The following is a 20,062-nucleotide window of genomic DNA, read 5'->3' as shown; positions in this document are numbered from 1 at the left end:
CCCGTACTGCCGGGCCCGAGACTCTTGTTCCCGGGCCCCCAGGGGTTGAAGCAGCGTTACACAGCCATGTTTGCGCGGGGTTCAGCCACCCGGCGTACGCCCCATGTGTCACCCCACGCCCCCTGGCTCACGACCGCCTTACGCCGCCGCCTCGAAGCCGGTGTCGCGGGCCAGCTTCTTCAGCTCCAGCAGCGCGTGCTTCTCGATCTGGCGGATCCGCTCGCGGGTCAGCCCGTGCTCCTTGCCGACCTCGGTGAGCGTGCGCTCCCGGCCGTCCTCGATGCCGTACCGCATCTTGATGATCGAGGCCGTGCGCGGGTCGAGGCGGCCGATGAGGTCGTCGAGCTCCTCGCTGCGCAGCAGCGTCATCACCGACTGCTCGGGCGACACCGCGGAGGTGTCCTCCAGCAGGTCACCGAACTGGGTCTCGCCCTCGTCGTCCACCGACATGTTCAGCGAGACCGGGTCGCGGGCCCAGTCGAGGACGTCGGTGACGCGCTCCGGCGTCGAGCCGAGCTCGGCGGCGATCTCCGCGGGCTCCGGCTCACGGCCGTGCTCACGGTTGAACTCGCGCTGCACGCGGCGTATCCGGCCCAGCTCCTCCACGAGGTGGACGGGCAGCCGGATCGTGCGCGACTGGTCGGCGATCGACCGGGTGATCGCCTGACGGATCCACCAGGTGGCGTAGGTGGAGAACTTGAAGCCCTTGCGGTAGTCGAACTTCTCGACCGCGCGGACCAGGCCGGCGTTGCCCTCCTGAATGAGGTCGAGGAGCGGCAGACCGCTGCGGGGGTAGCGGCGGGCGACCGCGACGACCAGACGGAGGTTGGAGCGGATGAAGACGTCCTTCGCCCGCTCGCCCTCGTCGATCAGGGCCTGGAGCTCCTCGCGGGTGGCATCCGCCCCGGTCTCCTCGTAGCCTTCGAGGACCTGCCGCGCGAACACACCCGCCTCGATGATCTGGGACAGCTCGACCTCCTTGGCGGCGTCGAGCAGGGGGGTCCGCGCGATCTCGTCGAGGTACATGCCGACCAGATCGCGGTCGGCGAGCTCGCCGCCGTTGGCGCGGACGCTGGTTGCCGCGTCGGGCGTCTCGCCGGTGGCGGACTGACGACGGGCGACGGCACGGGTTGCCATGCGTGCTCCCTTGCGATGGTGGTTCAGCGGGTGGTCCAACGGACACTCGGCACCGTCTGGGCTTGTCTCCCGGTCTCGTCTCCGGACTCTCCTCGGGTGCCCTGCATCCGATGGAAACAACGACTGGAATCCGGACAGAATTCCCAACCCGCCCCCCGATTTTTCTGATCATGCAGTACCCTGTGCCGCCACACGACGGCACGCGGCACTGCCCCGCGGGCAGAGGCCCAGGTCAGGCCGGGAATCGAGGAGTCCTCCACCCTCTCGCCGATCTTCGCGGCCGCCGCGCCGGTGAGACGCCCGTCACGCCCGCCACGCCCGCCATACCGGGCTCCCGTGCCCTCGCCCCGGAGGACGCCCCCCTCGGCCCCCTCCGCCCCTGAAGACGGCACGCGCCCGCCCAGGGTTGCCTGCCGCAGGGAGGCGGGGACCACAGGCCGCGCCCCGGCACCGCGGCGCCCGGTGAGGCGGCCCGCACCCCGCCGAGGTCAGCCGAACTGCACCGACCGCTTCGCCAGCCCCATCCAGAACCCGTCGATCACCGACCGCCGGGTGTCCAGCTCACCGGCCGCGTCCGCCGCCCCCATCGCCACGAACAGGGGCGCGAAGTGCTCGGTGCGCGGGTGGGCGAGCAGGCCCGCCGGGGACTTGTGGGCGAAGTCGAGCAGCCCGTCCACGTCACCCGCCTCCAGCGCCTGCCGCCCCCAGTCGTCGAACTCCGCGGACCAGGCGGGGACCCCGGCCTGGCGCAGCGCGGCCAGGTTGTGGGTGAAGAAGCCGGAGCCGACGATCAGTACGCCCTCGTCGCGCAGTGGCGCGAGCCTGCGGCCGATGTCCATCAGCCGCGCCGGGTCGAGGGTCGGCATCGACACCTGGAGGACCGGGACGTCGGCCTCGGGATACATCTCCACCAGCGGGACGTACGCGCCGTGGTCGAGTCCGCGGTCGGGGACGTCCTGCACGGGCGTGCCGGGGGCGCGCAGCAGCTTGCGCACGGAGTCGGCGAGCCCCGGCGCGCCGGGGGCCTCGTAGCGCACCCGGTAGTAGTGCTCGGGGAAGCCCCAGAAGTCGTACACGAGCGGGACGGTGCGGGTGGCGCCGAGGGCGAGCGGGGCCTCCTCCCAGTGGGCGGAGACGACGAGGATCGCCTTGGGGCGCGGCAGTGCGGCGGCCCAGGCGGCGAGTTCGCCGGGCCAGACGGGGTCGTCCGCGAGCGGCGGGGCGCCGTGGCTGAGGTAGAGGGCGGGCATGCGCTCCCGGGTGGTGGCGGACATGGCGGCGGCTCCAGTACTTGAACTCTCAATCTCTCTTGAACCGAATCTACGCCCACTTTGTTTAACCTTCAAGAAGTGGCCTCGTACAGTGGATACATGAACACGGCACCCATCTCGCACTCCGCCGACGAGCCCCGCTGGCTCACCGCCGAGGAACAGCTCGTATGGCGTTCCTACATCGAGGCCGCCACCCTCCTGGAGGACCACCTCGACCGCCAGCTCCAACGCGACGCGGGCATGCCGCACGTCTACTACGGCCTGCTGGTCAAGCTCGCCGAGTCCCCGCGGCGGCGGCTGCGGATGACCGAGCTGGCCAGGTACGCGAAGATCACCCGCTCCCGCCTCTCGCACGCGATCGCCCGTCTGGAGAAGAACGGCTGGGTCCGCCGGGAGGACTGCCCCTCCGACAAACGCGGCCAGTTCGCCGTCCTCACGGACGAGGGCCACGAGGTGCTGCGCCGGACCGCGCCCGGCCATGTGAACGCCGTGCGCCAGGCCCTGTTCGACCGGCTCACCCCGGAACAGCAGAAGTCCCTCGGCGAGATCATGCGGATCGTCGCCGAGGGACTCCAGCCCCGCGAAGCGGGGGCGGACCTGCCCTGGCTGCGCTGAGCGCGGCCGGGGCAGGTCCGCGGGAACCGTGCGTACGGGGGCGTCCCCTCCCCCGTGCACGGGTGGAACGAAAGGTCCCGAAGGCCCGAAGGGGTGGTGGTGCCGCCGGCCTCAGTGGGCGATGACCGGCACCGGCACCTCGTCCTCCGCAGCGCCGGCGGAGCCCGCGACGGCGGTACCGCCCGGACGCCCGGCGTTGACGAAGGTCAGGGCGATCACGGCGGCGACGACGAGGATGCCGACGGCGAACCAGATCGCGCTGGTGTAGCCCTGCACCATGCCCTCCAGCTGGACCAGCTGCTGCTGCGGCCGGGTGGCCGCGGAGCCGATGTGGTCGGCGATGTAGGACGTGGTGGCGGAGGCGGCGATCGTGTTCAGCAGGGCCGTGCCGATCGCGCCGCCCACCTGCTGGGAGGTGTTGACCATCGCGGAGGCGACACCGGCGTCCCGCGGCTCGACGCCCTGGGTGGCCAGGGACATGGCCGGCATGAAGGCCGTACCCATGCCCAGACCGAGCAGCAGCATGCCGGGCAGCAGCACGGCCGCGTAGGACGTCCCGATCTCCAGCTGCGTCAGCAGCAGCATGCCGACGGCGGCGACGAGGAAGCCGGGGCCCATCAGCAGCCGCGGCGCGACCCTGGTCATCAGGCGGGTGCCGATCTGGGTGGAACCCGTGATCATGCCCGCGACCATGGGCAGGAACGCGAAACCGGTCTTGACCGGCGAGTACCCCTTCACGATCTGCAGGTAGTAGGTCAGGAAGAGGAACAGGCCGAACATCGCGATGATCGCCAGGCCCAGCGAGAGGTAGATACCGCCGCGGCTGCGGTCGGTGACCACGCGCAGCGGCAGCAGCGGGCTCTTGACCCGGGCCTCGACGAGCACGAAGGCGAGCAGCAGCACGGCGGCGCCGACGAACATGCCGATCGTCAGACCGTCGCTCCAGCCGGCGGACTCGGCGCGGGTGAAGCCGTAGACGAGCGCGACCAGGCCGAGCGTGGACAGGATGACGCCGGGGATGTCGAGCGGCGAGCGGTTGCGTCCGCCCTCCGGCTCATGGATGACGAACCAGGCACCGGCCGCGGCGACCACGGCGAACGGGATGTTGACGAAGAAGGTCCAGCGCCAGTCCAGGTACTCGGTGAGGAAACCGCCGAGGATCAGACCGACGGCGGCACCGCCACCGGCGATGGCACCGTAGATGCCGAACGCCTTGGCGCGCTCCTTGGCGTCCGTGAACATCACGGCCAGCAGGGACAGCGCGGCGGGCGCGAGGAGGGCGCCGAAGACGCCCTGCAGGGCGCGGGAGCCGAACATCATCGCCTCGTTGGTGGCCGCGCCGCCGAGCGCGGAGGCCGCGGCGAAGCCGGCCAGGCCGGTGACGAAGGTGCGCTTGCGGCCCCACAGGTCGGCTATCCGGCCGCCGAACAGCAGCAGACCGCCGAAGGCGAGGGCGTAGGCCGTGACGACCCACTGCCGGTTGCCGTCGGAGATGCCGAGGTCCTGCTGGGCGGAGGGGAGGGCGATGTTCACGATGGTCGAGTCGAGGACGACCATCAGCTGGGCGAGCGCGATGAAGACGAGCGCCTTCCAGCGGCCGGCGTCGGGGACGCCGGGAGCCTTGTCGGCTGTTCGGGACATGGGGATACCCACTTCAGTACTTCGTGACGGAAAAGGGGTGACGTGTAAAAAAAGGTGACGTGACGTGACGTAAGGGATGACTCGTCGACGGCGCTGCCGAACGCGTCAGGACGGATGGGATTCGTGGAACCGGACGGATGAGACTCTCGGAGCTCGCGGGACTCGCGGGACGCTCAAGACCGGCGGGACTGGCGGAACTGGCGGAACTATTCGCAGGGCCGGCGCAGGTCCTCCATGGTCACGGCCGTACCCGGCAGGGTGGACCGGGCCGGAGCCCGTAGCCCGTCCAGGAACAGCTGCAGATGGCGGTGGACGAAACGGTCGCCGCGCAGGCACTGGGTTCCGGCCGGCGGGCGGCTGAGCTGGGCCACGGCGACCATCAGGTCGCCCAGCCCCACGTCCGGGCGAAGCTGCCCGGCCGCCTTGGCCCGGCCCATGACCTCGGCGATGAGCCGCTCGACCCGTTCGCGTGCCGCCTCCAGGTCGGGGTGGTACTGGTCGAAGGTGCTGGAGACCATCGGGCACAGCGCGCTGATCCGCTCGTCGGCGGAGACGTGCACGAAGTGTTCCAGCGCCTCGAAGGCATCGCCGGTCTCCGCGAGCGCCTTCTCCGCCGCCCGTGCCGTACGGTCCATGACCGAGCAGACGACCTCGCGGACGAGGGCGTCGCGGTCGGGGAAGTTGCGGTACACCGTGGCGTTGCCGACCCCGGCCCGGCGGGCGATCTCGTCGAGCGGCACGTCGGGACCGTGCTCGACGAACATCTCCCGGGCGGCGGTGACGATCCGCTCCCGGTTGCGCAGGGCGTCGGCACGCGGCCGGGGCGCCTTGCGCTGCTCGGGGGTGGCGGTCTGCACGGCGTACTCCTAGGACGAATGTGGTTCAACGAAGCGGGGACACTCTCCCCGTTTCGCTCGGACACAGGGCTAAACGGGGAAACGGTCCCCGGTTATTTCCCGCCACCCAGGACTTCTCGTGTGACCTGACCCACATCACTGCTGGGTCACCGTCCCGCCACTGCGGGCAACCGGAGTCCCACGCACCCCACTTGGCTCACTCGCACCCCGCCCGGCCCCCTACCGGCGAGAAACCCACGATCGGCTGCTCCAGCGAGCGCCCGCGCACGCCTCGGCACAGGGTGATCGCAAGGGTGCAGCCGGAGACCGGCGGCTGCCGTGGTCCGGAGGTCTGCATGGAGCCGCAGTCCCAGCCCCAGCCGCAGCCGCCGAGCCGTCGCATACGCCCGCGCCGCCTGACCGTGCTGCGCCGCCTGACGGTACTGCGACGCCGGGCCGTGCTGCGACGCCGGGCCATACTGGGCCACCGGGCCGCACTGGGCCACCGGGCCATACTGGGCCGCCCCGCCGCCCCGCGCCGCATGGCCGCCCTCGCGACCGTCACCGTCCTGACCCTCGCGGTCAGCACCTCCGCGGGCACCGGCCCCCTCGCATCGGGCGGCACGAAGGCCGGTCCCGGCCCTTCCCCCCTGTCCCGCTCCTCCGCCCACCGTCCCTGTCTGATCAGCGGCGGCCCGGAGATCCAGATGTCCGAGGGCGTCCCGACCACCGCCGGCTACTCCCGCTCCACGGGCACCGTCCGCGCCCTCACCCTGATGATCGACTTCTCCGACGCGCCCGGCGAGGGCAAGGCCCTCGACCGCTACGCGGAGTTCTTCCCGCAGACCCAGAAGTGGTTCCGCACCAGCTCCTACGGCCGCCTCGACTACCGCCCCGAGACGCCGCTGCGCGACTGGCTGCGGATGCCCAAGAGGTTCGCCGACTACGGCATAGAGCGCGGCGCCCCCTTCGACCCCGGCTACCGGAAACTGGTCGAGGACATCGTGACGGCGGCCGACCCCAAGGTGGACTTCCGCTCCTACGACCTGCTGAACGTGCTGGTCACGCCGAACGCGGGCCCCTCCGCCCTGGACACCGTGCTGTCCGTCACCTTCGCCGGCAACGCCGAGGCCCCGATGGCCGACGGCGTCCCGGTGGCGAACGCGTCCTTCGTCTACTCCCGCCAGGACGACGGCTCCGGCTCCTACGACAAGACGGGCTACCGCGTCCTGCCCCACGAGAACGGCCATGTCTTCGGCCTGCCCGACCTCTACACCCAGGAGGGCGGGGGCGCGGTCGGCCACTGGGACATCATGAGCGAGGACTGGGGCGCCAACAACGACCTGCTCGGCTGGCACAAGTGGAAGCTGGGCTGGCTGGAGTCCTCCCAGGTGCACTGCGCGTCGGCGCCGGGGACGAAGGAGTACACGCTGACGCCGCTGGCCCGCGCGGGCGGCGACAAGCTGGTCTTCGTCCCGCTGGACGCGCGCTCCGGGTACGCCCTGGAACTGCGCACCCGTGCGGGCAACGACGAGACGGTGTGCCGGCCGGGCGTGCTGATCTACAAGGTCGACGCGCACGTGGACACCGGGATGGGCCCGGTACAGGTCTTCGACTCCCGGCGGGACAGCGGCGGCTGCACCCGCAGCCCCAACGTCCACGCCGAGCTCTCGGACGCCACCTTCAGGCCGGGCGAGACCTTCAAGGACCCGCGGCGGGGCATCACCATCGCCGTGGCCGGGGCCGACCTCAAGGGCGACCACAAGGTGCGGGTCACCCGGAGGTGACGGCCCGGGGCGGGTGCCCGGCGGATTACGGTAGCCCTGCCGCGACCGCCGTACCGGAGACCCGATGCCCGCCAACACCACGAACGACGCCCGCGACGAGGATGCGGAGACCGCGTCCGGCGCCGCACCGGCCGAGGCGGTGGCACCGCTGCTGCGCGGGATCGCCGTACTGCGCCGGCTGACCGCGGCCGACGGCACGCTCAGCCTGAGCGCCCTGGAGAAGGCCACCGGCCTCGCCCGCTCCACGGTCGACCGGATCACCGCCACCCTCGCCCGCATGGGCTACGTCCGTCTCGACGGCCGCGACGTGTCCCTCGCCCCCCGCCTGATGGAGCTGGGCAACGCCTACCTGGCCGCCCTTCGCCTCCCCGGCCTGCTGTCATGGCGGGCGGACGCCCTGGCCGACGAGCTGGACGAGTCGGTCTCCCTCGCGGTCGGCGACCGCGACGGCATCCGCTTCATCCACCAGGCCACCCGCCGCCGCGCGATGTCCCTGAGCTTCCGCATCGGCGACCTGCTGCCCGCCGAACGCACCGCGCCCGGCCCGCTGTTCGCGACGGAGTGGACGGAGGCCGACTGGCACCACTGGCGCGAACGCCGGGCGGCGGACCCGCAGGACCGGACCTTCCCGGCCGTACCGCCACGTGAACACCCCACCCCCGACGAGGACTTCGAGCGCCGTACGGCACGGGCGGCGGCCGACGGCTGGGCACTGGACGACCAGTTGATCGAACCGGGGCTGGTCGCGGTCTCGGTTCCGGTACGGGACCCCCGTACCGGCGGGGTGGCGTGTGTGGCCAGCGTGGTCAGCCACACCAGCCGGCACACGGCCGAGGACCTGCGCGGGAGCCTGCTCCCCCGGCTCCGCGCGGCGGTGGCAGCAATGGAGGAGGACCTGCGCACCGCGCCACCGCCCGAGCCGGGCGCGGCCCCCGCCGGGCTGGCCACGTGGACGGGCGCGTCGAAGCAGGAGCTGGGCAGGGAGTTCGTCGAATCCCTCGCCCGCGGCCTGACCGTCCTGACCGCCTTCGGCGAGGGGCGGCCCGCGCTCACCCTCACGGAGGTCGCGAAGGCGACGGGCCTGGCGCGCGCCACGGCACGCCGGGCCCTGATCACCTACGAGCACGCGGGCCTGGTCACGCAGGCCCCCGACCGGACGTTCGCGCTCACCCCACGCGTCCTCTCCCTCGGCTTCCCGCCCCTCTCCCGCACCTCCCTCGCGCAGATCGCCCAGCCCCACCTGTCCGCCCTGGCGGACCTGGTCCACGAGTCGGCGTCGCTGGCCGTCCTGTCGGAGTCGGGCGAGGAGATCCAGTACACGGCACGGGCGGCCACGGGCCGCGTGATGAGCGCCCACGTCACGGTCGGCACCCGGCTCCCGGCCCACGCGACCTCCCTCGGCCGCGTCCTGCTCGCCGGCCTCCCGGCCACCGCCGCCCCGCCGTCCCTGGCCGGCCTCCTCGACGAGGTCCGGGCGCAGGGCTACGCCCTGGTCGACGAGGAGCTGGAGGCCGGCCTGCGCTCGATCGCGGTCCCGGTCCGCGACCGCACGGGCCGCGCGGTGGCGGCGGTCAACGTGGCGATGCACGCCGCCCGCCGCTCGGCCGGGGCCTGCGTGGAGGAGATCCTGCCGGAACTGATCACGACGGCCACTCGCATCGAGACCGACCTCCGTGTGGCAGGCCGCTTCCGCCGAGTACCCCCGGCCTGACGCCCGCCACCCACACCGCGGCGCCCCCTCACCACGCGAGCCCACCCGGCCGCCCGCCCTCCGGCGCGGCAGGCCGCTTCCGCCGTTCCCGCCGTCTGACCTCCGGGGCGCAGCACCCCGGCCGTCGCCGGCGGCTCGTCGGCGCACGGGGCGCGCCGCCGCACTGCGGGCCTCGCTCGCCTCCGCCCGGCGCGCGGTGGTGGTGGGGGGCCGGGCTCACCGGGCTCGAATTCGCCGCCGTGGCCCGCCAGTCGGGCTGCGTGGTGACGGTCGTCGAAGCGCTCGACCGCCCGCCCTCCCAGTCCGTCTCGGCGCGGACCGCCGAGTACTTCACCCGGCTGCATCCCTGCGCGGGCACGCGGCTGCTGTTCGGCCCGGCCCAGGGGCCAGGCGTGTGGCGGCCCTGCACGGCAACGGCCGCTCGTGCGTGACGGCGGTGGAGCTGACCGACGGCACCCCACACCCCGAACCACCCATCCCCACCGCCCGGCCAAGCGCCACCACCGCACCAACGGCCACCCGCTACACTGTCGGGTGGCGGGCAGGCGACCCCGCCTCGCCTTCGTAGCTCAGGGGATAGAGCACCGCTCTCCTAAAGCGGGTGTCGCAGGTTCGAATCCTGCCGGGGGCACAACGCGTTACCGCTCTGACCTGGGGCTTCTTCCCCAGGGAGGGCCCCTACTCGGCCTCGGGCTCCTCGTCCGGGGCCGTTTTGCGTGAGCGGACGGAGAGTTGATCTCCCGAATATCTCCCAAAGGATCTGCATCATCCGGCACGGCCTCCGAGCCGGGCGAACATGGCATACTTGAAGTATGGCAACCCGGAAGATCACCATCACCGTGCCGGAAGAGCTGGTGGAATCGATCAAGGAGCGCGTCGACGCACGCGGAGTATCCGGCTATATCGCGGCCGCCGCCGCTCATCAGGACGCCATGGACCGACTGCGCGAGCTGGCCGGGCGCCTCGAGGAAGAGCACGGCGCCGTGACGGACGACGAGCAGCAGGCAGCGCTGGACCGCATCGCCGCCATTGACGGCTGGCATGACGAGCAGCGATCACATTCGGACGAGGCCGCGTGAGCCGCACCGCCCGGGCGAGGCTGCATCGGCCGCGACAGCGCGTCTTCGTGTTCGACTCCGAGGCTCTCTCCAAGGCGGTTCAGGGCGATCGGGAGATGGCAGCGCTGATCAAGACGGCTCCACGGCTCGACATCCCGATCGTCACCTCGGCGCTCACGACCTTGGAGGCATGGGACCCTCGCGAAGCGTCGAGGCAGGCACTGTGGAACTGGACGCTGTCCCGGATCCGCGTCGTGCACACGGACGACCAGGTGATCGCCATGGCGCGCGACATGCTGAAGACAGCCGGCCTGCATGGGCACAAGTACGCCATCGACGCAATTCTGGCGGCCGTGGCCGGGCAGGAAGCCGCGCAGGGAGCTGAGGCAACCGTCTTCACCTCCGACACCGACGACATGAATCAGCTCCTCGCCGGGCACTCCGTGCGAGTCGAGAAGGTCTGACGAGACGCCGCCCACACTTCACTCCGACGACTCGCCGGCTCCCCCGACTGCCCGCTGGCCGTACACCGACAGGCACCCTCCGTTACGGGTGTCAAGCCGACCGCCGGGACGGAAAAGCCCAAGCGCGCTCTACAAGTTGCGGAGGTACGAGGACATCGGCCCAGAACCCAACCGTCACCGGCCTCACCGATGATCGTGGACGGTCGATCGCGCCGTCACCCCGCAGGCGGCTCAGCATTATTGACGGAGACGATCAGATACGGGTCGATCTGCAGCCAGAAGGCACCGCCGTCCCGTTGGACCGCTCCGTCGAATCCCATACCGCGCAGCCGCTTCCATGCCGCAAGGACGTCGGGGATCGCGACGCGGAGTTGGGCTCCTGGAACATCCGTGGCCCGCTCCTTGCGGTACCACTGCCTGATGACCAGGTTCTCGTAGGAGACCCAGTCCTTGCCGCGGCGGGACGTGGTCATCCCCAGAGCTGTGAGGGCTTCGTTCACGCGGCCGATGTCGGTGACAGGCAAGTACGCACCCTGCAGTCGGGGTTGTACAGGTGATCGGTTCTCGATGTCCGCCGGCGCCTCCGCGCCAGGCACATCGTGGACATCGTCTCCCGTTTCCACGCGCCGCACCCCACGGATGAGGAAGAGGTTCTGACCGTCCACAGTGGTCAGACGAGTGCGATATGCAGACCAGTTGCCGGCCATCAGCGTGCCTCGACTCACGACGCGTGCCTCGCGGCGGTCCGGAAGCAGAAGGCCGGTTCCGATGCCGGCGGCGTCGAGTTCATCGAGAAACCGCGACCGTGCCTGACCGGCTTCATCCGGGGAGGGCGGAGTCAGGGGCTCGGGGACCGGCCGGAGCAGGTTCTCAGCCAGCGCGTTCAGCAGAGGCGCGTCCTGAACGGACCGGCCGTACGAACCGAGCCATTCCTGCCCCAGACCCGCGCCGAGCAGACCGGCGGTCATGGATGCCAACGTGTCTGTGTCCGCGCCCTCTTGGCGTGCCGGAACGCCGACGCCGCGCTCTGGGCTGGAAGCGGACCGCGCGGCAAGGTACATGGCGGCCACCGCGCACAGGGTCCCTGAGCCGCGAGTCTTCGTCCGCGTCAGGCCATGTGTCTCCAGAAAGGCGGAGGGAGCGCTGAGCGCGCCGCTCTCCAGCGAGGCTCGTGCGCTGCTGAGGAGTTCCTCCACCTCTTGCACAGTCTCCTCCCAAGCGCGTTCGTAGCCCTCCGGGAACGCCTGGGACGCGGCGTCCAGCCAGCGCCGGTCCAAGCCCTGCCACACCGATTCCCGCCAGGCCGGACCGTCCTATTCCAAGCTCGGCAAGAAGCAGCGCAGCACCCACGGCCCGGTTCCCGTGGTGTTCCCACGGCATCTGAAGGATCGGCGCATCAGTGACGAGGCGGACGAGCGGGTGACGGAGGAGACGGCCCGTCGGGTGAGGAACTTCGAGCTGTGGCACAAGGACATCGTGTGTGTCCGCTCCGGTGCGATCGTTCAGCCGGCGCTGGTGCAACAGCATCAAATCGGCTGGCTCATGAGCCCCAACGTCATCCGGCTCCGTGTGCCCGAGGCGCAGGAGGGCCGGGTGCTGCCGGAGTACCTCCTCCACTACCTGTGCCTGGACAAGTCCGTCGCCTGGATGCGGGACCGGGCCGCCGCCACCGCTGCCCCGTCACTCCGGTCAGAATCCCTCGGATCGCTGCGAATTCCACTGCCGGACCTGGCCGAGCAGCAAGAGATCGTGGCCTCGCTGAACGGCCTTGACGAGCTGGACCGCGCGCATCTGGCCGTCGCTGCCTCCGTACGACGCACCCGCATCGCCCTGGCCGGCGCACTACTGGGCCCGTCTACCGAACCCGCCCCTGACATCATCCCTCGCCGCCGACTCGAGAAGGAAGCATCGCTGTGAACACCCAGCGCCGATCGTCCGCTCCGACAGCCCCTCCCACATCGGCCTCGGAGCCCGCGAACAGTTCTTGGATTCCCTGGCTGCTGGTCATGGTGCTGTGCTCCGCCCTCGTCGCGGTATGCGTCGGTTTCCTCAGGGTCCTCGACGGCACCCCGGATTCCGGGGCCCTGCTCTCGGCAGGTGCGGCGTTCGGAGGAACCGCCCTGCTCTGTTTGGCCGTGGTGCCGGTAGTCCAACAGCTGCGTCAGCGCAGCTAGCCAGCTCCACATAGATCTTGCTTGGCTCGCGTGCGCCAGTCCGCTCCACCGTAGGCGAAAGCCCCCGGGCGCGTGAGCGGCGCGTGAGCGGACAGTCCGGCAGGAGGTGTTACGAGCGGGATTGGGCGCGAAGCCGCGTGGCGCCGACCAGGTGAAACAGCTCCACGCGGCAGCCTCCGGCACCACCCGGCAAGAATCCGATCCCACTCCTAAAGCGGGTGTCGCAGGTTCGAATCCTGCCGGGGGCACAGAGAAAAGGGCCAGCTCAGGAGGGGTTTCCTCCCGGGCTGGCCCTTGTCGTTCCGGACGCCGTGCCCCAGGCGTGTCACCAGCATCCACGCGGAATCCGCATCTCCCGGCCCGACCCCTCCCACCCTCGTGGATCATGGTCCCGAGGAGTTGGGTGACGTCCCGGTGTCAGCACTGCTCCGCAAGCTGCCGCTACCCTCTGCCCCGTGAAAGGGGACAGCCGACGCCTGGCGAACTTCCGAGTCCACCTCGTCCCGGCAGTACTGGCCCTGGCCAACCCTCCGTGGCAGCGGGACGTATGGCTGGACCCGTCAGCGTTCGAGAACCTGGACCACATCTTCCACACGCTCTTCGACGACTTCTGCGACGCCGAAAACCCCGAGAACCACCTGGGCACCAGCCTGAGGCCCCAGGAAGAGGTCCTCCTCATGCGGCAACTCGGCACCGCACTCAACGCGGCGACGGCCGACGCGCCCAACGACACCGACGAAGAACACCTCGCCTCAGGTCATGGTCGCGAATGACCTGAAGGAGCTCGTCGCACTGCACGAGTCCGCGCCGGCAACCGATGACGTGCTGCCCCGCACGTCAGGAGCCGCACCGCAAGCGCACCAGATCGAGCGGGGAACCACAACGAAGAAGGACCAGCCTGAAGAGACGGCAGGGGCACCGTTCGCCCAGTTCAGCGCCCTATCTGGTGCCAACGTTCCGCAGCAGCCGTTTTGGACAGTCTCGCCGCCAACCTGTTGTACGAGACCGATCAGCAGCAGGCACGCGCTGAGGCTGAGGCGGCCCGGGATCAGGCCCGAGCGATCCGCGCCCGGCACTCCACCTAGATCCTTGCGCGTCACAACTTCCGACTCATCTAGCATCGTTCAAGAGATGCACCGCAATTGGCGCTTCGGCCACGGATCGGCCGCTGTTGTCCTGAGGCTGTTCGACGCCACAAGCCAATAGCGTGGCTGATGTCGGCGGGGATGCAGCGAGGCCCCCGCGTGCGTGGTCGGCCGGCGTACCCACCATCGTGGCTGACTGTCGTCGGTGGAGGTTCGTGCCACTGTCGTGCCGGATACAGGGGTCAGCCACGGTCAATACGGGCGTCCTATGGCCCAGTTGCGAGGTACCGCAACAGATATCCAAGCCCCAGGTCAGCCGTCCGGCACCCCAGCCTCTCCCCGAACGCGGCGGTCTTCGAGGCGCGATGTCGTTCGGCTGGCGGATTTGCAGCTTGTCGTGGGGCTTCGGACAGGGGCGTGTTGAGCAGGCGGCGCACGCAAGGGTGGCTGGTCGCCGGTTGGCTCGTGCTGGTTGTCGCCAGTTGGTCATTTACAGAGTCGATCAACGATGGGATTGAACCGACGTCGGCCCCGGACGGAGCCTTCGTCCTCGAGTTCTGCCTTGGGATGTCCGGCGCCGTCAGCCGACCCGGAGCGCAGCCTCACCGCCCACGCCAGCACGGAGCCCGATTTCATCGCCACAGCGTTCATCTGCAGGGCGTCAGGCTGACACCATGCCCCATTGAGACGTACAGACCCGCGCCGATCAGCGCAGGTAAGGGGCACACCAACCCAGGGCAGAACCCTCACCCAAGTTGCTTCGAGACGAAGAGGTCGCGAATTCAGATTTTCGCCGCCCTGAGAGGTGAAGCCCCAGGTCAAGCCTCAGCACCCTTGTCTCTGCCGCCATGTAGGTCGGAACTTGACCTATATGACCCCTAGTGTCCTTCCTGCCCGGCGGAACACGAACCACGGAAGGCAGCGATCATGAGCGGGACCACGACTGTCAACGAACCGGCCACCCACAATCCGGCCTCCACCGGCGAGCGCGCCGACCTGCTGGAGTCCCTGGCCAAGCATCGGCACTTCCTGCGCTTCACCACCCGTGAGCTCACCGATGAGCAGGCCGGGCGTCGGACCACCGCCAGCCAGCTGTGCCTGGGCGGCCTGATCAAACATGTCACTGCTGTCGAGCGAGCCTGGGGTCAGTTCATTCTGGACGGCCCGTCGGCGATGCCCGACTTCACCGCCATGACCGAGGCGGACTGGGCCCGACGGGCCGACGAGTTCCGGATGCTGCCCGGCGAGACGCTGGACGGTGTGCTCCTCGACTACGCCGACGTGGCCCGCCGAACCGACGAGCTGGTCGCCACCCTCCCCGACCTGAATGCCACACAACCGCTGCCCAAGGCCCCGTGGTCCGAGCCGGGCGCGCGATGGTCGGCTCGCCGGGTACTGGTGCACATCATCGCCGAGACCGCCCAGCACGCCGGCCACGCCGACATCATCCGCGAGTCCCTGGACGGCGCCAAGACCATGGGTTAGCCGACGGCGCGGCAGGGTGTATCGCTCCCTACATGGGGGCGATACACCCGGTGACCTTGCAAACGCCTTTGCCGCCTGCTCCGCGGGTCAGGGACGTCGGCGAGGCCGGCTGACATCCAGTCCTGACATCAACGGGCGCGAGCGCCGGCGCATCAGTGCAGCTGAGTACGCACCCACGAACTGCGGAGCGAAGCCGCTACGCAGGCCGAGAGGGGCCGCCGGACCGAACTCCTTTAGAGCGGGTGTCGCAGATTCGCTCCTGCCGGGGGCACTGACTGCGTAGCAGGTCAGAGGGGTTCGGAGGCTTCCCGTTATTCGAACGGGAGGCCTCTGCCGTGATCAGGATGGCCCGCGAGAGGGCAGGAGCGTCTCCCCACGCGCGCCTTAAGTCGCGTCTCTCGAATGCCTGCAGGTGCCCGGCGGGGAGGCAGGCCCAGCAGGGGCTCCCGCCGACGCCTTGACTGAGTCCTGGCATCTAACTGGGTGAAGGGGAGTGCCGCACGCGGCGCGTTATCTCGTCGCGGTGGCTGTCTGTCACTCCACGCCATGGCTGCGTGCCACGACGCCCGCAGTGGCCGGGAGTAGCCTGACAGGTACCGAGAACTTTCGGGCCCACGACCCCGGTGGCGCCGTTCCCGGCGAGTGACAGACACGGGCAGCCGGAAAACGCCCGGAATGGGATCGCACGATGAACGCCATCACAAAGCCCGTCGAAGGTACGGCGCCGGGTGACGGACACTCCTACCGGATGCCCCTCCCCCGGCTGCGCCTCACGCGGGACGCCAGCCACGGCCCGCTGGACGGAGCGTGGTGGCCGCGCTGCGACGCGCTGGAGCTGGAGCTGCCCGCGCTGATCGGCTCCCTGGATCCGAGCGTCGGCACCGTCACCCGCGTCACCGTGGGGACCGCCGCCTGGCCCGATGCCCCGCAGAAGGTGATGGCGCCCGGCCATGTGATCGAGGTGGTCCGGACCGACCGCGCCGCCGAGGCGCATGCCATCACCGTGGACTGCGGCACCGTGGGGCGCTGGGAACTGCTGGTGATCCCCCCGGACGAGCCGGCCGGAGCGGCCGCCTGGCTGCTGACCGCTGCCTCCGACCCCGGGAACCCACTGTCGGCTCCGCGCCTGCTGGCACTGGCCGAGAGCGGCCTCGACGGACAGGACACATGGGAGTCGGAAGGAGGGTCCGGAGTCAGGTGAGAGGCCCGATCCGGACGGGCCCGGAAACGGGGCCGGATTCCGGGCGTTCACGACCCCTGGATGGAGCGATGGCACTGGCAGACCCTGCGCCGTCCCGGCCCGCCGCTCCGATCGGCTCGGATCACGGCGGGTGAGGCGATGACGGCCGGACAGCGCGCGGACCGCTCCGAGAGCTTCGGGGAAGCCCTGCTGGGGGAGGTCCTCGATCGCGCGCATGAACTGCCGCCCCATCTCATCGGGCCCCTGGTCGCGGACGTGGTGAAGCGGCTGGGGGGCCGCCGGCCACAGGTGCTGCTGCAGGACTACGGCCAACTGCTGCTCATCCCCCTGCCCGGCGACGGCCTGGCGGCCGGCGAACCGCAGGTGATCGACGACTCCGAGGCAGGCCGCTGCTTTCTCGACGCCCACCCCCTCGAAGTGCCCGAGGACGACGGCGTGCGCGTCGTCCTGCCCCTGCTGGACGGCGGCGATCAGGTCGGGGTCATGGCAGTGACGCTGGACGGCGTCGATGACAACGACCGCCGCATACTGAACAGGTTCGCCGCCCTGGTGGCCGACCTGCTCGTGACCAAGCACGGCTACTCCGACCTCTTCTTCGGCACCCGCCGCCGGGAACCGATGAGCGTCGCCGCGGAGATGCAGTGGTCCCTCCTGCCACCGCTGGCGATGATCATGCCTCGCGTAGCCGTGGCCGGGATCCTGGAACCCGCGTATGACGTGGCGGGTGACAGCTTCGACTACGCCCTCAACGCAGACATCCTCCAGGTGGCGATGATCGACGCGATGGGACACGGTCTGGACGCGGCCACGATGGCCACCGTGGCCATCGGCGCCTACCGCCACGCACGCCGCGCCGGCACCGGGCTGCCGGAGATCTACGACTGCATGGACCGCGCCGTGGCGGACCAGTTCGGCCCCGAGCACTTCGTCACCGCGCAGATGCTGCACCTGGACACCACGACGGGACGTCTTCAGTGGGTCAACGCCGGGCACCCGTCACCGATGCTCGTCCGTGATCACCGCGTCACACTCCGGCTGACCGGACCGACGACCCTCCCTGTCGGCCTCGGGGGTCCGCAGCCGCAGACGAACGAGATGAAGCTGGAGCCGGGGGACCGCCTCCTGTGCTTCACCGACGGACTGGTCGAGGAGCACAGTGCCGGGGAGGAGGAGTTCGGGGAGGACCAGATGATCGACTGGGTGAACCAGTTGGAGAGAACCGGCCGCGGGATCCGTACGGTGGCGCGCGCCCTGTCCCACACGCTCAAGCGGGCGCGGGCCGGGCACACCACGGATGACGCGACGCTGCTCCTGGTGGAGTGGCGCGGCTGATCTCACTCCGGCGGCCCCTGCGCGCTTCCGGTGTCGATGAGTATCTGATGCGCCTCGGTGACGTTGTCGGCCCGGACGGCCTGGGCCATCGCGGCGCGGGCGGCCTCGGGTGGGGTGTCCGGCGGAACCACCAGCAGCGAGAAGATGTCCTGGTCACCTCGGGTGATCAGCACGGTGTCGTCGCCCAGCGAAAAGGAGTCGATGTGCACCACCCGGTCGTCGACGACGATCCGCGTCGGGAGCCCTTCCCACGCCGTGCTGTCCAGCCCGACGCGCGCGAGGGGGCCCAGGTGGCCGGTGAGGGCGCTCAGCAGCGCGGGCAGCTCGGCACCGATGTCGCGCGACCGCGGCCACCACGCGCCGTCGAGGACGCCTTCGCGCGACTCCGTGGTCTCCAGCCGGAGCAGCGCGCACCCCGGCTGCACGGCGTCGTGAACGCCGCTGGGCAGATGCCGGGAACCAGGCCGTGCATCGGAGCCGGTCATGAGGATCACCCGTCTTCGTGAATCGGTGCGATCACGGGACTCGCCTCGCCTGCCTCTACACGCTACTCCTCCTACCACTCGCATCACGGGCGCCGATTTTCCGGATTCGCCCGGACCGATCTTGGTCCGGGGTCTTTTGGCATCCGCTTCCCCGGCGTCAGGGAAGAGCAGGGGGGTCGTCAGGGGGGCGTCATGGTCGGGGTGGGGGCGTGGCGGCGGGCCTAGCGTCGGGGCATGGGATGCCGCGAGCACGGGCGCGGGGCGGTGGGTGTCTGTCCGCTGCCGGGCGACGAAATGGCATACGACCGGTGCTGGTCGAAGGAGCTGCGCAGCGCGGTTTGGTACTCGGGCGCGCTGCTGGCTCTTCTGCTGCTGATCGACGGGGGCGTCGGCAGCCTCACGCCGGTGCGGGCCGTGCTGTGGGGCGCGCTCGCGCTGCTGCTGTTCGCCGTGCTCTACCCCTCCCAGGTCACGGCGGGCCCGGGCTGGCTGGCCTCCCGCGGCCTGCTGCGCGAACAGCGGGTGCGGACCGATCTGCTGGTGTCCGTGCGCTGCCTCGACGGTGTCGCCCAGCGCCTGGTCCTGCGGGACGTCTTCGGCGGGCGTGTCGAGCTCGACCCGCAGGTGCTCGTCGCCAACCCGGCGCTCTGGTACGGGGTGGCCGAGGACGCCGGCAGGTCCGCGGCGGCAGGGCTGCTGACCTGCGGCGAGACGGCCCTGCGCCGGGTCGGGGAGCGTATCGACCGTGAGACGGCTCGGACGGTGTTCAAGGTGTCGGGGCTGGAGTGAGGAGGACGCGGACGGGCGGCGTACGCCGACGCTGTGTCGGAGTACGCCGCCCCGGGGGATGGGCCGCGGCCGGTCCCTACTTGGGGTCGCGGTCGAAGAGTGACTTGGACCAGAAGTAGCCGAGGACCGCGAGCCCGAGGCACCAGGCGACGGCCAGCCACCCGTTGTGGCCGATCCCGGTGCCGAGCAGCAGGCCCCGGAGGGTTTCGATGGCCGGGGTGAACGGCTGGTACTCGGCGACCGGCTGGAACCAGCCCGGCATCGCGTCGACCGGCACGAAGGCGCTGGACAGGAGCGGCAGGACCATCAGCGGCAGGGCGTTGTTGCTGGCGGCCTCGGCGTTCGGGCTGGACAGGCCCATGCCGACCGCGATCCAGGTGAGCGCCAGGGAGACGAGCGCCAGCAGCCCGAAGGCCGCCAGCCACTCCAGGGCGGTCGCGTCCGTGGAGCGGAAGCCGATGGCCACCGCGACGGCCCCGACGAGGAGCACACTCATCATGCACTGCAGCACGCTGCCGACGACGTGCCCGACGAGCACCGACCCGCGGTGGATCGCCATCGTGCGGAAGCGGGCGATGATGCCCTCGGTCATATCCATGGCGACGGACACCGCGCTGCCGATCGTGGTGCCGCCGATGGTCAGCAGCAGGATGCCCGGGACGACGTAGGCGAGGTAGTCGGAGCGGTCCGCCCCGCCGTCCCCGATGCCCGCGCTCATCGTGTCGCCGAAGATGTAGACGAAGAGCAGCAGCAGCATGACCGGCGAGAGCAGCAGGTTCAGCGTCATCGACGGGTAGCGCCGGGCGTGCAGGAGGTTGCGGCGCAGCATCGTGGACGAGTCGCGTACGGCGAGGGTGAGGGAGCTCATCGGGCGGTCTCCTTGGGCTGGTGCGGCTGGTGCGGCTGGTGCGGCTGGTGCGGCTGGTGCGGCTGGTTGGGCACGTTGGTGCCGCCGGTGAGGGCGAAGAAGACGTCGTCGAGGTCGGGGGTG

The 20,062-nt window shown here is 70.5% G+C and carries 19 protein-coding genes and 1 tRNA gene; 13 read left to right on the top strand and 7 right to left on the bottom strand.

All coding sequences use genetic code 11. From position 1 onward, the window contains the following. Positions 1-138: 138 nt before the first annotated feature. On the bottom strand, positions 139-1,137 hold the full coding sequence (locus tag H0H10_RS15405; RefSeq protein ID WP_188181517.1) for a sigma-70 family RNA polymerase sigma factor: 999 nt from the start codon (positions 1,135-1,137) through the stop codon (positions 139-141). A 488-nt stretch (positions 1,138-1,625) separates the two neighbouring features. Beyond that, on the bottom strand, positions 1,626-2,411 hold the full coding sequence (locus H0H10_RS15400) for a dioxygenase family protein (RefSeq protein ID WP_188181516.1): 786 nt from the start codon (positions 2,409-2,411) through the stop codon (positions 1,626-1,628). 96 nt (positions 2,412-2,507) lie between these two features. Here H0H10_RS15400 and H0H10_RS15395 point away from each other — a divergent pair, with 96 nt between their 5' ends. Then, positions 2,508-3,023, top strand: coding sequence for a MarR family winged helix-turn-helix transcriptional regulator (locus tag H0H10_RS15395; protein ID WP_188181515.1), 516 nt, complete (start codon positions 2,508-2,510; stop codon positions 3,021-3,023). A gap of 111 nt (positions 3,024-3,134) precedes the next feature. Here the strand turns inward: H0H10_RS15395 and H0H10_RS15390 are convergent, their stop codons facing one another. Both H0H10_RS15390 and H0H10_RS15385 read right to left on the bottom strand, forming a co-directional pair. Further along, the gene (locus tag H0H10_RS15390; protein WP_188181514.1) at positions 3,135-4,664 is read right to left on the bottom strand and encodes an MFS transporter; all 1,530 of its coding nucleotides are present in this window, start codon (positions 4,662-4,664) and stop codon (positions 3,135-3,137) included. A 206-nt stretch (positions 4,665-4,870) separates the two neighbouring features. After that, a complete protein-coding gene (locus tag H0H10_RS15385) occupies positions 4,871-5,521 on the bottom strand; it encodes a TetR/AcrR family transcriptional regulator (RefSeq protein ID WP_188181513.1) in 651 nt (216 codons plus the stop codon). Between the two features lie 521 nt (positions 5,522-6,042). Here H0H10_RS15385 and H0H10_RS15380 point away from each other — a divergent pair. The 6 genes from H0H10_RS15380 (at position 6,043) to H0H10_RS15355 (ending at position 10,520) form a co-directional block, all read left to right on the top strand. Further along, complete coding sequence (locus H0H10_RS15380) at positions 6,043-7,287, top strand: M6 family metalloprotease domain-containing protein (RefSeq protein ID WP_188181638.1); 1,245 nt, start codon at positions 6,043-6,045, stop codon at positions 7,285-7,287. Positions 7,288-7,351: 64 nt separating this feature from the next. Further along, positions 7,352-8,998 carry an IclR family transcriptional regulator domain-containing protein gene (locus H0H10_RS15375; protein ID WP_188181512.1) on the top strand — a complete coding sequence of 549 codons (1,647 nt, stop codon included), beginning with the start codon at positions 7,352-7,354 and terminating at the stop codon, positions 8,996-8,998. Next, positions 8,899-9,429, top strand: a complete 531-nt coding sequence (locus H0H10_RS41255) for an FAD-dependent oxidoreductase (protein WP_373566845.1) — start codon at positions 8,899-8,901, stop codon at positions 9,427-9,429. Before H0H10_RS15375 ends, H0H10_RS41255 begins: the two co-directional genes overlap by 100 nt. A 127-nt stretch (positions 9,430-9,556) precedes the next feature. Next, positions 9,557-9,629: transfer RNA gene (locus H0H10_RS15365), tRNA-Arg, on the top strand. A gap of 181 nt (positions 9,630-9,810) precedes the next feature. Next, positions 9,811-10,077 carry a hypothetical protein gene (locus tag H0H10_RS15360; RefSeq protein ID WP_062698815.1) on the top strand — a complete coding sequence of 89 codons (267 nt, stop codon included), beginning with the start codon at positions 9,811-9,813 and terminating at the stop codon, positions 10,075-10,077. Then, on the top strand, positions 10,074-10,520 hold the full coding sequence (locus H0H10_RS15355) for a hypothetical protein (protein ID WP_121747553.1): 447 nt from the start codon (positions 10,074-10,076) through the stop codon (positions 10,518-10,520). Before H0H10_RS15360 ends, H0H10_RS15355 begins: the two co-directional genes overlap by 4 nt. Positions 10,521-10,735: 215 nt before the next feature. Here the strand turns inward: H0H10_RS15355 and H0H10_RS15350 are convergent, their stop codons facing one another. Then, positions 10,736-11,809: an ADP-ribosylglycohydrolase family protein gene (locus H0H10_RS15350; RefSeq protein ID WP_507227370.1), complete on the bottom strand. Its 1,074-nt coding sequence runs from the start codon at positions 11,807-11,809 to the stop codon at positions 10,736-10,738. Between the two features lie 154 nt (positions 11,810-11,963). Here H0H10_RS15350 and H0H10_RS15345 point away from each other — a divergent pair, with 154 nt between their 5' ends. The 5 genes from H0H10_RS15345 to H0H10_RS15325 all read left to right on the top strand — a co-directional run bounded on the left by H0H10_RS15345 (position 11,964) and on the right by H0H10_RS15325 (position 17,797). Further along, on the top strand, positions 11,964-12,437 hold the full coding sequence (locus H0H10_RS15345; protein ID WP_188181509.1) for a restriction endonuclease subunit S: 474 nt from the start codon (positions 11,964-11,966) through the stop codon (positions 12,435-12,437). 712 nt (positions 12,438-13,149) lie between these two features. After that, positions 13,150-13,467, top strand: coding sequence for an SCO4402 family protein (locus tag H0H10_RS15340; RefSeq protein ID WP_223179937.1), 318 nt, complete (start codon positions 13,150-13,152; stop codon positions 13,465-13,467). A gap of 1,239 nt (positions 13,468-14,706) precedes the next feature. Then, positions 14,707-15,264, top strand: coding sequence for a DinB family protein (locus tag H0H10_RS15335; protein WP_188181508.1), 558 nt, complete (start codon positions 14,707-14,709; stop codon positions 15,262-15,264). Between the two features lie 688 nt (positions 15,265-15,952). After that, entirely contained in the window at positions 15,953-16,465 is a 513-nt protein-coding gene (locus tag H0H10_RS15330; RefSeq protein WP_223179936.1) for a DUF5994 family protein, read from the top strand. 138 nt (positions 16,466-16,603) lie between these two features. Continuing rightward, positions 16,604-17,797: a PP2C family protein-serine/threonine phosphatase gene (locus H0H10_RS15325; RefSeq protein ID WP_188181507.1), complete on the top strand. Its 1,194-nt coding sequence runs from the start codon at positions 16,604-16,606 to the stop codon at positions 17,795-17,797. A 2-nt stretch (positions 17,798-17,799) separates the two neighbouring features. Here the strand turns inward: H0H10_RS15325 and H0H10_RS15320 are convergent, their stop codons facing one another. Further along, positions 17,800-18,282, bottom strand: coding sequence for a DUF5994 family protein (locus H0H10_RS15320; RefSeq protein WP_188181506.1), 483 nt, complete (start codon positions 18,280-18,282; stop codon positions 17,800-17,802). Positions 18,283-18,576: 294 nt separating this feature from the next. On the opposite strand from H0H10_RS15320, the gene H0H10_RS15315 reads away from it, so the two are divergent. Next, the gene (locus H0H10_RS15315) at positions 18,577-19,071 is read left to right on the top strand and encodes a hypothetical protein (RefSeq protein WP_188181505.1); all 495 of its coding nucleotides are present in this window, start codon (positions 18,577-18,579) and stop codon (positions 19,069-19,071) included. Between the two features lie 76 nt (positions 19,072-19,147). Here the strand turns inward: H0H10_RS15315 and H0H10_RS15310 are convergent, their stop codons facing one another. Continuing rightward, entirely contained in the window at positions 19,148-19,939 is a 792-nt protein-coding gene (locus H0H10_RS15310; protein ID WP_188181504.1) for an ABC transporter permease, read from the bottom strand. Positions 19,940-20,062: the final 123 nt, after the last annotated feature.

The sequence above is a fragment of the Streptomyces griseicoloratus genome (assembly GCF_014534645.1).
GTDB classification, from domain to species: domain Bacteria; phylum Actinomycetota; class Actinomycetes; order Streptomycetales; family Streptomycetaceae; genus Streptomyces; species Streptomyces griseicoloratus.
Note: the sequence above shows the minus strand (reverse complement) of the source record. Positions and strands in the feature narration are given on the sequence as shown.